The sequence below is a fragment of the Geodermatophilus sp. SYSU D00742 genome (assembly GCF_054049935.1).
On sequence record NZ_JBJGYJ010000033.1, the window covers coordinates 18999 to 31186 of the forward strand.

The window sequence follows — 12188 nt, forward strand, 5'->3', positions numbered from 1 at the left end:
CCTCCGTCTCGTGGGCCCCGCGCGTGCCGGGCCGGCTCAGACCCCGGACGTCACCTGGGTGTTGACCAGGGCGACGAACTCGACCGGTGTCCGGCACCAGCGGGCCTCGGCCTGCAGCGGCAGGTGGAAGCGCCGCTCCAGCTCGGCGACGACCCGGTCGAACGCCGCGGACGGCAGACCCAGGCAGTTCCCGGCCGGGACGGGGTCGGCCGCGGCGGGCGGTGGGGTGGAGCCGCGCCGGCACACGGCGGCGACCACCTCGGTGAGCTCCAGCAGCGTCAACGGGCCCGCGATCATGCTCGGCTGCGCCTCCGTCCGGCGTCCTCGGCACTGTCACGGAGGCAGACGCCGGCGGCCGGCGGCTGATACGCGGGAGGCCGACGCAGCGCGTCCCCCGGGCGCTGTATCAGCGGCCGGGGGACGCGGTTCTGCCAGGCAGGTCCGCGAAGCCGACGGCTTCCCCCCGGAGCGGATGCCCACCCGGGCCACCGCCGACCCCGCGAGCCGACCGATCCTCCCGACCCGCACACCGAGGACACCCCATGGCTCCGACCTCCCCGTGCACCCGGCACACCCGCGCCTGGATCGCCAACTGCGCCGACTGCACCGCCTGGCACCTGCCCCGCCAGATCGCCCGCCGCGCCAGCGCGGCCACCGGGCCGGCCCGGCTGCGCGCCGTGCCGTCGCTCTCCCCCCGCCCGGCCGTCGCGGCCGTGGCGGCACCGCTCCGCCGCACCGCCTGACCCGACCGCCTCGTCACCCGTCCCGGGAGCCGTCATGACCACCACGACCACCGGCGTCCACGAGCAGCTGCTCGACGACCTCGCCGGAGCCTGCGCGGACCTCGACGCGGCCCGGCTGCGGCAGGCGCAGAAGGACACGCCCACCCACCGGGCCGACGTCGCGGCCTGCCGGGAGCGGATCGACGCGCTGCTGGACCTGCACCTCTCCCTCGGCGGCGGCCCGGTCCTGCGGCCCGCCCCGGCGGGGTGCCGCTGACCGGTCGAGGACCGGTCCGGACGGCCGTACCGCGGCGTGTATCACCGCCGCCGTCCGGCGCTCTGTACCCCGTCCGCCACGTCCCCGGGAGGGGGTGAACAGCCCCGATGAAGAAGATCCCCGTCCGCAAGGCCGGCGAGATCCGCCTGACCGCTCGCAGCTGCTACTGCTACTGCTGCTGCTGCTGCGGCAGCGTCGCCCAGATGGCCTGACCGCGCCCCCGGGCGCCGCCGGCGGGCGCGGTCCTGACCGCGCCCGCCGGCTCTCCCCCGTCCGGACCCCTCCCCGTCCGGTCCCCGGCCACCCCAGAGAGGTGCCCCGGCATGCCCACGGCCGGCGATCCGGCGACGCCGAGCGGGAAGTGCTCGGGCCGGTCGCTGCGCTTCCCCCCGCTGACGTTCCTCGACGAGGGCGAGGACGTCGTGGTGGGCCGTCCCGACACCGACCTCTACGTCGTCCTCCCCGTGGACGGGGCCGCCCTGCTGCGGCGGTTGCGCGACGGCGCCGACCCCGCCGAGGCCGCGGCCTGGTACGCGCGGGAGTACGGCGAGCCGGTCGACCTCGACGACTTCGTCGCCTCCCTGGGCGAGCTCGGTCTGCTGGCCGACGGCCCCGGTCCGGACGCCGACGGCGCGGCCGCGGGCCCCGGTGCCGGGGGGTCGCCCGGCACCGTGCGGTTCCAGCGGCTCGGCGCCGCGCTGTTCTCGCCCCTGGCGTGGCTGGCCTACCTGGCCGTCGTCCTCGCCGGCGTGGCCGCGGTCGTGGCCGACCCGGACCTCGCGCCCCGCCACGAGCACGTCTTCTTCAGCGACTCGCTGGTGGTCGTGGAGCTGAGCCTCTTCGCGCTGCAGTTCCCGCTGGTGCTGGTCCACGAGCTGGCGCACGTGCTCGCCGGCCGCCGGCTGGGCCTGTCGACCTCGCTGCGGGTGTCCCGGCGGCTGTACTTCCTGGTCTTCGAGACCGTCATGAACGGGCTGGTCAGCGTCCCCCGCAGCCGGCGCTACCTGCCGATGCTCGCCGGGATGCTCGCCGACCTCGTGCTGGCCGCCGCCCTCACCGGCGGGGCCTGGCTGCTGCGTGGGCCGGTCGCCGACGTCGGCTGGCTGTCCGGGCTCTGCCTCGCGCTGGCGCTCACGACCCTGCTGCGGATCGCCTGGCAGCTCTACTTCTTCCTCCGCACCGACGTCTACTTCCTGGTCACCACCGTGCTGGGGTGCGTGGACCTGCACGGGGTCACCCGGCAGTACCTCGCCAACGCGGTCAACCGGCGGCTGGGCCGCACCGACCGGCTGGTCCCGGAGGACGGCTGGCACCCGCGGGACCGCCGGGCGGCGCGCTGGTACGCGCCCCTCGTCGTCTGCGGCTACGCCCTCGCGCTCGGCCTGCTGGTCGTCGTCGCCCTGCCGATCGCCTGGACGTTCCTCTCGGAGGCGTTCGGCCGCGTCTTCCTCGGCGAGGCGTCCTCGGCCGGGCGGTTCTGGGACTCCGCCCTCCTGCTGCTGCTCAACGGCGCCCAGCTCGGCGCCGCCGCGTTCCTGGCCGTGCGCGAGCGGCGCCGCACCGCCTACCGCGGCCGGCACCGCGCCCCCCGCGGTCGCCGGGCCCGCGCGCACCGTGCCGACCGCGCGGCCCCGGCACGGCGCCGGGCCCCCGTGTCCCCGTCCGTCCCGACCGCACCCGCCCTGGAGAGCACATGACCGCTGCCCGCCCCCTGACCTCGCCACCCCGCCACCTCTGGGTCGTCGCCGACGGCCCGGAGGTGGCGACGCTCGACACCGCCGGACTGGACCTGCCGCCGGCGCTCGCCGTCGTGAGCGCGCACCGCCGCCTGCGCGGCCCGTACACGGCGGCGGGCGAGGTGGTCCGGACACTCTCCCGCGCGGTGCTGGCCAGCACGCCCGAGCTCGCGGCCCGGCACGACGTCGAGCTGCTGGCCGTCGCGCCGGAGCTGTCCCCGACGCTGCGCTGCCTGCGGGCGCCGCTGAGCTCGGTCACCGCACCCGTCAACCGCACCCGCTTCCACCCGGGCGGCCGCACCACCCGGCTGGCGCACGGGCTGGTCGAGTTCCTGGTGGAGTACGTGCAGCTGCACGGCCGGCCGCGCAGCGTCGTCGTCACCGACGTCGACGACGCGGAGCCCACCGACCTGGAGTGGCTGGCCGTCCTGCTGCGCCGCACCGACCCGGCCCTCCTGCGCGTGGCCGTGCACACCCGCGGCACCGACCTGCCCGCCCCCCTGGGCACGGCGCTGCGGCGCTGGGCGCACCGGGTCGACCGCCCCGCCGGACCGCCGACCGGGACCGTCGCGGGCGACCCGGCGACGCTCGCCGCCGCCCACGTCGCCGGCGACTGCACCTCCCGCGACCCGGCCCGGCGCGCGGCGTACGAGGCGGCCGACCCGGCGGTCCGGGCCGCCCTGCACGACGCGCGGGCCGACCAGCTGGCCGCGCTGGGGCAGCGCAGCCTCGCCCTCGGCGCCCTCGCCCTGCACCGCGAGCGCGGCAGCGACCCGACCGGCGCGGGGGCGCGCGCCCTGCTCGACGCCATCGAGCACTGCGTCCTGGAGGGGTTCTACGACGCCGTCGTCGAGCTCGCCCCGCGCTGCCTCGCCGTCCTGGACTGGCGGACCCGGCCGACCGACTGCTGGCTGGTCGTCGCCAAGGTGACGACGGCGTGCACCGCCCTGGGCCGCCCCGCGGAGGCGGAGGCCTGGTACGACCTGGCCTGCGCGGCCACGACCGACCCGAGCGTCCACCTGCAGTCGGCGTACGGCCGGGCGATGCTGTTCACCCGCTTCTACACCGACACCCGCCGGGACCACCGCCGGGCCAAGTCGTGGGTGAACACCGCGATCTCCATGTCCGCCCTGCTGCCCGACGAGCAGCGGCGCACGTTCAACCTGACGTTCAACGAGAACGGGCTGGCCCTCGTCGAGATGCACCTCGGCGACCTGGACGAGGCGCTGCGGCTGGTCGAGGCCGGCCTGGCCCGGCTGGACGCCGCCGGCGAGGACGAGCGGCACACCCAGCACCGCTCCGTGCTCGCCTACAACCGGGCCCAGCTGCTCGCGGCGACCGGCGCGCTGGAGGCCGCCCTCGCCGAGTACGACGCGGTCATCGCCGCCGACCCGCACCACTCCGAGTACCACTTCGAGCGGGCCTCGGTGCTGCGGCGGCTGGGCCGGCTCGACGAGGCGATGCGCGACCTCGAGACCGCCATCCGGGAGAGCCCGCCGTACCCGGAGCCGCACCACAACCGCGGCGACCTCGCCGCGGCCCTGGGTGACGTGCCGACGGCCCTGGCGGAGTTCTCCTACGTGCTCGAGCTCGACCCCGCCTTCCTCGACGCCCGGGTGGACCGGGCGCTGCTCCGGCTGCAGACCGGCGACGTCGACGGCGCGGCCGAGGACGTTGCCGCCGGCCTGGAGGTGGCCCCGGACTCCGCCCGGCTGGAGTGCCTGCGCGGCCTCGTGGCCATGGAGCGGGAGGACGCGGTGACGGCACGGACGGCACTGGACCGCGCCCTCGCCCTCGACCCCACGCTCGCCGAGGCCCTCGCCAACCGCGCGGTCCTGCGCTTCGAGGACGGTGACGTCGACGGGTCGCTCGCCGACCTCACCGCGGCGCTGGAGGTCGCCGAGGACCCGGCCGTCCGGGGCAACCGGGCGCTGGCCCTCCTGGAGGCCGGCCGGCCGGCCGAGGCCCTCGCCGACTGCGAGCGCGCGCTGGCCCACCCCGACGCGGACACCGGGTCGCTGTCCGAGCTGCTCGCCCGCGCGACCGCCGCCCTGGACGAGGGGGGTCTGACGGCGGCGGCCTGAGGGAGCCCGCCGGACGACGACGGCCGGTGCGGGCCCGACCCCGGGGCCCGCACCGGCCGTTCCCGTGTGCCACGGACGGGGACCGGCGCCGGCCGGCCGTCGGCACACGGCGGTCCCGGAGCCGGCCCGCACGCCGCGGCGCGGTCCCGGTCACCGGGGGTCGGCGATGGTGCGTGCGGCCCGCATGCGGTCCTCCCGCGAGGAGCGGGCGCACACGGACGGCCCGAGGCCGGGGCCCGTCCCTGCGTCGGACCCCGGCCTGCTGAGCCGTCGCGGGCTCAGCCCCCTGCGGGCGCCACCGCCACCGCCGGCTCGGCCGGCTCCGGCCGCACCCGCTCCTCCGCCCCCGGCGCCCCGGGACCCGCGGGCGGCGCCCCCTCGCTGAACCCCCAGCGCTCGTGCACCCGGCGCAGCAACGGCGGCGCCCACCAGTTCGCCGACCCGGCCAGCCGCATGAAGGCCGGCACCAGCAGGGCGCGGACGAGCGTGGCGTCCACCAGTACCGCCAGGGCCAGCCCCACGCCGAGCAGCTTGAGCACGGCCAGCCCGGAGGTGGCCAGCGCGGCGAGGACGACGATCACGATCGCCGCGGCCGAGGTGATGATCCCCCCGGTGCGCTGCAGGCCGAGCGCCACCGACTGCTCGTTGTCGCCGGTGAGCTCGAACTCCTCCTTGATGCGGGACAGGAGGAAGACCTCGTAGTCCATCGACAGGCCGAAGGCGATGCAGAACATCAGGATCGGCGTCATCAGGTCGAGCGTGCCGGTCACCTGGAAGTCCCCCACGACGCCGCGCAGGTGGCCGTCCTGGAAGCCCCACACCATCACGCCGAACGCGGCGGTGAGGCTCAGCAGGTTCAGCACCACGGCCTTGAGCGGCAGCAGGACGCTGCCGGTGAACAGGAACAGCAGGACCAGCGTGCTCAGGCCGACGATCGCCGCGGCCAGCGGGAGCCGCTCCACCAGGCTGTGCTCGGTGTCGACCAGCTGGGCGGCGTCCCCGCCGACGAGCACCTCGAAGGGCGACCGGACCTCCCGCAGGTCCTCGACCAGCCGCCGCCCCTCCTCCGTGGGCCCGCCGGCCGCCGTCCCGACCGACAGCCAGACGGCCTCGCCGTCCTCCCCGACGAAGCGCCCCGCGCCGGGCGCGTCCCCCACCCGCGCCCCGTCGACGTAGACGCCGGTGACCGTCTCGACCCGGTCCACGCCCGGGACGTCGGACAGCGCGGCCGCGTAGGCCCCAAGCTCGGGGGCACGCTCGAGGACCGGGACGCCCGACTCCGGCACGACGGCGAACACCGGCTGCACGGGCACCGCGGGGAACTCGTGGCGCAGCGCCTCGGCCACGACGTGCGGCTCGCTGCCCACCGGGAGGCGACGGTCGTCGGGCAGGTCGAAGGACGCGCCCGCGAAGGGCAGCCCGAGCACGACGAGCACGCCGGTGACCGCCAGCGCGACGGGAGCCGGCCGGCGCATCACGAACCGGGCGACCCGGTGCCAGGCCCCGTGGCCCGCGCGGACGCCGCCGGCGGAGCGTCGCGGACGGGCGTGCCGTCCCCGCGGCGGCCGGCGCAGCGACCACGCGTCGACCCGGCGGCCCAGCAGCAGCAGCACGGCGGGCAGGACCACGACCGCCGCCGCGGCCGCCAGGCCCACCACGGCGATGCCGCCGTAGGCGAACGAGCGCAGGTAGTACATGGGGAAGACCAGCAGCGACGCCAGCGACACCGCCACGGTGAGCGCGGAGACGAGCACCGTCCTGCCGGCGGTCGCCACGGTGGCGACGACGGCGTCGGGCACGGCCCGCCCGGCGTCGAGCTCCTCGCGGAACCGGGTGACGACGAACAGCCCGTAGTCGACGGCGAGGCCGAAGCCGAGCGCGGTGGTGATGTTGAGGGCGAAGACCGAGACGTCGGTGACCGTGGACAGCGCGGTGAGCACGCCGAGGGTGCCCAGCACCGCGAGCAGCCCCGCGCCGATGGGCAGGGCCGCGGCCACCGCGCCACCGAACACGACGAGCAGGCACAGCAGGACCGCCGGGCTGGCCGCCAGCTCGCTGCGCCGCAGGTCGCGCTCGCTCTGCTCGACCAGCTCCTGCATCGCCGCCGGCTGACCGCCCACCCGGACGGCGAGCCCGTCGTCCCCGGGGGTGCCACCGGTCGAGTAGTCGTCGCCCAGCTCGGCCGCGCGTTCGCCGACCGCCTCCGCGTCGCCGGCCAGCCGGGCCAGGACCAGCGCGGACCCGCCGTCCTCGGCCCGGAGCGGGTCCGGACGCCCCGGGGACCAGTAGGACACGACCGCCGTGACCCCCGGTTCGGCCGCGAGCCGCGCGGTCAGCTCCCCACCGGCCGCCACCGCGGCCGGCGAGTCCACTCCCCCGTCGGCGGCCACCAGCAGCACGAGGTTCGCCGGCCCCTGCTCGAACGCGGTCTCCACCAGCCGGGCGGCCCGGGTGGCCTCGTCGTCGGCGGCGTGCCACCCGCCGGTGGCCAGCCGGTCGAAGACGCCCAGCGCGCACACCGCACCGATCAGCAGCACCAGCGGCGCCACGGTCAGGACCACCCACGGCCGCCGCGCCACCCGACGTGCCAGGGACTCGAGCATCGCCCACCTCTTCCCGCCGGTTCTCCGGTGGACGGAGACCGGACCGGGCCGCGCAGATACCGCGGACGCGACTCCCCGGGGAAGAGCGCGTGCACCTCCGCGGCCGGGCCCGCGGAGGGGGCGGGGAGCGCCGGGACCCGGTGCCCGTGCCGGCGGTGTATCTGCCGGGCGGGCCGGCGCTCTGCGGTGTGGACACCACCCACCGGCGCCCCACCGCGGCCCGGCCGACGCTGCCCAGGAGGACCCATGGACCCGTCCCCGGTCGTGCTGCTCACCGGCGCCTCCGGCCTGGTCGGCCGCGGGCTGCTGCGCCGGCTGCGCGGCCCGGTGCTGGCGGTGACCCACCGGACGCCGGTGGCCGGCCCGGGCGTCGTCCCGGTCCGCGGGGACGTCGCCCGCCCCCGCTTCGGGCTGGACGAGGCGGCGTGGCGGGCGCTCGCCGGCCGCGTCGACGTGGTGGTGCACGCCGCCGCGGTGACCGGCTTCACCGGCGCGGGCGAGGACCTGACCCGCACCAACGTCGAGGGCACCCGGCACGCGCTGGAGCTCGCCGCCGCCGCCGACGCCCCGCTGGTCCACGTCAGCACCGCGTTCGTGCACGCCCGCACCGACACCGAGCGGGGGCGGGCCGCCGTGCGGTACGCGGCCACCAAGCGAGCGGGCGACGAGCTGGTCGCGACCAGCGGGCTGCGGCACACGATCGTGCGCCCGTCGGTCGTCATCGGGGACGCCGACACCGGCGAGGCCACGGCCTTCCAGGGGGTGCACCACGTCGCCGAGGCCATCGTCCGCGGGCTGGTGCCCATCATCCCGTTCGACCCGGACTGGTGGCTGGACGTCGTCCCGCGCGACGTCGTCGCCGACGGCATCGCGACCCTCGTCGAGCAGGGACACGTGGGCGGCGAGGTGTGGCTGACCAGCGGCCCCCGGGCCCTGACGCTGCGCGCGGCGGTCGACACCCTCGTCGAGACCGCCGCCCGGCTCGGACGGCCGGTGCCACCGCCCCGGTTCGTGCCGCCGGAGCTGTTCGACCGGCTGATCGCGCCGGTGTTCCTCGACGCCCTGCCCGAGGACGTCGCCCGCACGGTCACCCGCCTGCTCGACGTCTTCACCGCCTACCTGTCGGCCGGCGAGGCGATGCCCAGCTCGCTGCCCGAGCTGGCCGCGCGCGGCGCCCGCCCGCTGCCGGACCCCCGGACCGCGCTGCGGGCGAGCTTCGCCTACTGGCTGCGGACGACGGGGCTGGCCGGCGCCGACACGGAGGAGGCGGCCTGATGCAGCGCGACGAGGTGCTCTCGCTCTACCGGCGGCACGTCAACCGGTCGCTGGCCGCGCTGGCGCAGCTGCTGGGCAGCCCGCTGGAGGTCTCCTCCGCCGGGGCGTGGGTGTACGACGAGCACGGCACCGGCTACCTGGACTGCGGCGGCTACGCCGTCTTCCTCCTCGGCCACCGCCACCCGCGGATCGTCTCGGCCGTCCGCCGACAGCTGGACACCCACCCGCTGGCCACCCGCCTGCTGCCCAGCCCGCCGCTGGCCGACGCGGCCGCGACCCTGGCCGGGGTGGCCCCGCCCGGGCTGGACCACGTCTTCCTCACCAACTCCGGCGCCGAGGCGACCGAGCTGGCGCTCAAGCTGGCCCGCCTGGGCGGGTGCACCCGCGTCGTCGCCGCACTCGGCGGGTTCCACGGCAAGACCCTCGGCGCGCTCAGCGTCACCGGCCGGGTCCAGTACCGCGCCCCGTTCGCCCCGCTGCTGCCCGACGTGGAGTTCGTCCCCTTCGGGGACGTCGCCGCGCTCGAGGCCGCCCTCGCGACGGACGGGCGGCGCACCGCCGTGCTGCTCGAGCCGGTGCAGGGCGAGGCCGGGGTGGTGCTGCCGCCGCCGGGGTACCTGCGGGCGGTCCGCGCGGCCTGCACCGCGCACGGCGCGCTGCTCCTCGTGGACGAGGTCCAGACCGGGCTGGGCCGGCTCGGCCGCTGGTGGGGCGTCGACGCCGAGCAGGTCCGCCCGGACGTCGTCCTGGCCGGCAAGGTGCTCAGCGGCGGGGTGGTCCCGGTCGGGGCCGTGCTGGCCACGGGCGAGGTCTTCGCCCCGCTCGACGCCGACCCGCTGCTGCACTCCTCCACCTACGCCGGCAACCCGCTGGCCGCGGTGGCCGCCGCGGAGACGGTGCGGACGATCGCCGACGAGGGGCTGGTCGACCGCGCCGCCGAGCTGGGCCGCACGCTGCTGGCCGCCACGCATGAGATCCTGGCGGCCGGCTGCCCCGGCCTGGTCCGCGAGGTCCGGGGGGAGGGCCTGCTCATCGGGATCGACTGCGTCACGCCCGACCTGGCGGCCGAGCTGATGATGGCGCTCCTGCAGCACCGGGTCATCACCTCGTACTCGCTCAACACCCACACCGTCCTGCGGCTCACGCCCCCGGCGGTGCTCGAACCCGGCGACGTCGCCCGGCTGCAGGAGGCGCTGACCGCCGCCGCCCGCGACCTCGCCCGCAGCCACCGCGCCGCGGCCTGACCGGCCCGCCGCACCTCCCCCCGCCCGCTCCGCACCGACATCGAGGCCCCCATGCGCAGCGTGACCCTGACCGCGCACGTCCCCGTCCCCGCGGACGCGGCCTATCGGCGGCTCCGCGACTTCGCCGCCTACCCGGCGCACTGCCCCGCCGTCCGCACGGTCACGGTGACCGACGTCGACGGCGACGCCGCCGTCTCCCGGTGGGAGGCCGACTTCCGCAACGGCGTGCTGCGCTGGACCGAGCAGGACACCTTCGACGACCCGGGGCGGCGGATCTCCTTCGTCCAGCTCGAGGGGGACGTCGACGTCTTCCGGGGCAGCTGGCGGTGCCGGCCCGGCGACGGCGGCTGCCGGATCACCTTCACCGCGGAGGTCGACCTCGGCATCCCCACGCTGGCCGACGTCCTGGAGCCGATCGCCGTCCGCGCGCTGGCGGAGAACACCACGTCCATCCTCACCGGGCTGTTCGGCCCCGCCGTCCGGGTGCTGGCCTGCCACGACGCCGTCCCCGCCGCAGCGCCCGGTCTCGCCGCGACCGCCGAGGGAGCCCGATGAGCAGCGACCTGTTCCGCACCGAGCGCGACGTCCTCGACGCCCACCTGCCCGGCCTGGACGCGCAGCTGAGCGAGGTCCCGCTCGCCGAGCTGGAGAGCGCGAGCGGCCCGGGCCCGGCGCTGTTCCGCGCCGCCGGTGGCCCCGGCCTGCTGGTGCCGCGCGAGCACGGCGGCGCCGGGGTCGGTGCCGTCGAGGCGGTGCGGGTCCAGCGGGCCGTGGGGGCGCGCTCACCGTCGCTGGCCGTGGCGACCACGATGCACCACTTCTCCACCGCCTCCCTCGCCGAGCTCAACGCCGTCTCCGAGGGGCTGGAGTGGGCGGTGCTGCAGGCCCTGGCGGAGAACCGCTGGCTCATGGCGTCGGGGTTCGCCGAGGGCCGGCCCGGCCGGCACATCCTCGACCCGGCCATGAGCGCGGTCCCGGCGGACGGCGGGCTGCGGGTCACCGGCGTGAAGCGCCCGTGCAGCCTCACCTGGTCGATGGACGTGCTCAGCGCGAGCGTGGCCGTGCGCGACCCGGCCCGCCCCGGCCCGGGCCACCTCGCGGTCGTGCTGGTGCCGGCGACCAGCCCCGGCATCACCCGCCGGCCGTTCTGGGCCAGCCCCGTGCTCGCCGGCGCGGAGAGCGACGAGGTGGCGCTCGAGGACGTGTTCGTCGACGACCAGCTGGTCTTCACCCCCGCCGAGGGGCCGCACACCCAGGCCGTGCAGACCCGCGGCTTCGTGTGGTTCGAGCTGCTGGTCACCGCCTCCTACGTCGGCACCGCCTCGGCCCTCGTGGAGCGGGCGGTGAGCGCCGGCCGGGGGTCGGCCCGGGAGCGCGCGGCCCTGCTGGGCGACCTCGACACCGTGATGGCGGCGCTGGAGCGGCTGGCCGCGGTGCTCGACGAGGAGGGACCGGCGACGGGGTGCGGCCGGTCCGACGACGACCGGCTGGCCCGGGTCCTGGCCGTGCGCCACTCGGCCGAGCGGACGGTCAACCGGGTCGCCGGCGAGGCGGCCGGGCTGCTCGGTGGCACCGCCTTCCTCGGCTCCCCCGACGCCGCCCTGCTGCTGGCCGCCGCCCGCCCGCTGGCCTTCCACCCACCGTCGGCGGCCGCCGTGGCCGACGCCATGGACGCCTGGTTCGCCGGCGGCTCCTTCCGGTTCTGACCGCACCCGGGGAGGACGACCGTGGACGCGCACAACCCCTTCTGCACGCCGGCCACCTTCCGGCTGCTGCGCGCCGAGTACGGCGCGGCCCTGGTGGCCTGCGCGGTCCTGCTCGCGCTGCACCTGGACGAGGTGCGGTGGTGGGCCTTCGGGGCCCTGTTCGCGGTCGTCGACGTCGTCGGCTACCTGCCCGGACACCTGGCCTGGCGCCGCCGCACCGGTGCCGTGCCGCGCCGGTACTACGTCCTCTACGACACGATGCACAGCTTCCTGACCGCCGGCGCGATCGCCGGCGCGTGGGCGCTGCTGGCCGGTCCGGAGTGGGCGCTGCTGGCCCTCCCCCTGCACCTGTGCGGCGACCGGGCCCTGTTCGGCAACTTCCCGAAGCCGTTCGGGGTGGCCTTCGAGCCCCGGACCCACCCCGCCTACGCCTCGTTCCGGAGGGACTATGAGCGTTCTGCCGCAGGTGCCGGCCCCGGCGCCGACGACCGCCCCGCACCGCCCTCCGCCCGGCTCGCGGCCGCCGGCTGACGCGGCCCCC

The 12188-nt window shown here is 77.3% G+C and carries 11 protein-coding genes; 9 read left to right on the top strand and 2 right to left on the bottom strand.

Annotation, left to right across the window (positions count from 1 at the left end):
• Nucleotides 1-36: 36 nt before the first annotated feature.
• A complete protein-coding gene (locus ACI78V_RS18740) occupies nucleotides 37-297 on the bottom strand; it encodes a hypothetical protein (protein WP_456853464.1) in 261 nt (86 codons plus the stop codon).
• Between the two features lie 245 nt (nucleotides 298-542).
• Here ACI78V_RS18740 and ACI78V_RS18745 point away from each other — a divergent pair, with 245 nt between their 5' ends.
• From ACI78V_RS18745 to ACI78V_RS18760, 4 genes are all read left to right on the top strand, one after another.
• Complete coding sequence (locus ACI78V_RS18745; protein ID WP_456853466.1) at nucleotides 543-743, top strand: hypothetical protein; 201 nt, start codon at nucleotides 543-545, stop codon at nucleotides 741-743.
• A gap of 34 nt (nucleotides 744-777) precedes the next feature.
• Entirely contained in the window at nucleotides 778-999 is a 222-nt protein-coding gene (locus tag ACI78V_RS18750; RefSeq protein WP_456853468.1) for a hypothetical protein, read from the top strand.
• 323 nt (nucleotides 1000-1322) lie between these two features.
• Nucleotides 1323-2696: a hypothetical protein gene (locus ACI78V_RS18755; RefSeq protein ID WP_456853470.1), complete on the top strand. Its 1374-nt coding sequence runs from the start codon at nucleotides 1323-1325 to the stop codon at nucleotides 2694-2696.
• On the top strand, nucleotides 2693-4819 hold the full coding sequence (locus ACI78V_RS18760) for a tetratricopeptide repeat protein (protein ID WP_456853472.1): 2127 nt from the start codon (nucleotides 2693-2695) through the stop codon (nucleotides 4817-4819). The genes ACI78V_RS18755 and ACI78V_RS18760 overlap by 4 nt, the downstream gene beginning before the upstream one ends.
• A 278-nt stretch (nucleotides 4820-5097) precedes the next feature.
• On the opposite strand, the gene ACI78V_RS18765 is transcribed toward ACI78V_RS18760, so the two are convergent.
• Nucleotides 5098-7422, bottom strand: a complete 2325-nt coding sequence (locus ACI78V_RS18765; RefSeq protein ID WP_456853474.1) for an MMPL family transporter — start codon at nucleotides 7420-7422, stop codon at nucleotides 5098-5100.
• Nucleotides 7423-7668: 246 nt separating this feature from the next.
• Here ACI78V_RS18765 and ACI78V_RS18770 point away from each other — a divergent pair, with 246 nt between their 5' ends.
• Genes ACI78V_RS18770 through ACI78V_RS18790 form a run of 5 tightly spaced genes read left to right on the top strand, consistent with a single transcriptional unit; the run spans nucleotide 7669 to nucleotide 12178 of the window.
• Nucleotides 7669-8697 carry an SDR family oxidoreductase gene (locus ACI78V_RS18770; RefSeq protein ID WP_456853476.1) on the top strand — a complete coding sequence of 343 codons (1029 nt, stop codon included), beginning with the start codon at nucleotides 7669-7671 and terminating at the stop codon, nucleotides 8695-8697.
• Nucleotides 8697-9941, top strand: a complete 1245-nt coding sequence (locus tag ACI78V_RS18775; RefSeq protein ID WP_456853477.1) for an aspartate aminotransferase family protein — start codon at nucleotides 8697-8699, stop codon at nucleotides 9939-9941. Before ACI78V_RS18770 ends, ACI78V_RS18775 begins: the two co-directional genes overlap by 1 nt.
• A 51-nt stretch (nucleotides 9942-9992) precedes the next feature.
• Nucleotides 9993-10496: a type II toxin-antitoxin system RatA family toxin gene (locus ACI78V_RS18780; RefSeq protein WP_456853479.1), complete on the top strand. Its 504-nt coding sequence runs from the start codon at nucleotides 9993-9995 to the stop codon at nucleotides 10494-10496.
• On the top strand, nucleotides 10493-11647 hold the full coding sequence (locus ACI78V_RS18785) for a hypothetical protein (RefSeq protein ID WP_456853481.1): 1155 nt from the start codon (nucleotides 10493-10495) through the stop codon (nucleotides 11645-11647). The genes ACI78V_RS18780 and ACI78V_RS18785 overlap by 4 nt, the downstream gene beginning before the upstream one ends.
• Before the next feature lie 21 nt (nucleotides 11648-11668).
• On the top strand, nucleotides 11669-12178 hold the full coding sequence (locus ACI78V_RS18790; RefSeq protein ID WP_456853483.1) for a hypothetical protein: 510 nt from the start codon (nucleotides 11669-11671) through the stop codon (nucleotides 12176-12178).
• The last annotated feature ends 10 nt before the right edge of the window (nucleotides 12179-12188 follow it).

Excerpts from the sequence above, each read along its gene's own strand:
- ACI78V_RS18775 (WP_456853477.1), top strand. The coding sequence starts at position 8,697 with ATGCAGCGCGACGAGGTGCTCTCGCTCTACCGGCGGCACGTCAACCGG.
- ACI78V_RS18750 (WP_456853468.1), top strand. The coding sequence starts at position 778 with ATGACCACCACGACCACCGGCGTCCACGAGCAGCTGCTCGACGACCTC.
- ACI78V_RS18740 (WP_456853464.1), bottom strand. The coding sequence starts at position 297 with ATGATCGCGGGCCCGTTGACGCTGCTGGAGCTCACCGAGGTGGTCGCC.
- ACI78V_RS18770 (WP_456853476.1), top strand. The coding sequence starts at position 7,669 with ATGGACCCGTCCCCGGTCGTGCTGCTCACCGGCGCCTCCGGCCTGGTC.
- ACI78V_RS18765 (WP_456853474.1), bottom strand. The coding sequence starts at position 7,422 with ATGCTCGAGTCCCTGGCACGTCGGGTGGCGCGGCGGCCGTGGGTGGTC.
- ACI78V_RS18760 (WP_456853472.1), top strand. The coding sequence starts at position 2,693 with ATGACCGCTGCCCGCCCCCTGACCTCGCCACCCCGCCACCTCTGGGTC.
- ACI78V_RS18755 (WP_456853470.1), top strand. The coding sequence starts at position 1,323 with ATGCCCACGGCCGGCGATCCGGCGACGCCGAGCGGGAAGTGCTCGGGC.
- ACI78V_RS18745 (WP_456853466.1), top strand. The coding sequence starts at position 543 with ATGGCTCCGACCTCCCCGTGCACCCGGCACACCCGCGCCTGGATCGCC.
- ACI78V_RS18780 (WP_456853479.1), top strand. The coding sequence starts at position 9,993 with ATGCGCAGCGTGACCCTGACCGCGCACGTCCCCGTCCCCGCGGACGCG.
- ACI78V_RS18785 (WP_456853481.1), top strand. The coding sequence starts at position 10,493 with ATGAGCAGCGACCTGTTCCGCACCGAGCGCGACGTCCTCGACGCCCAC.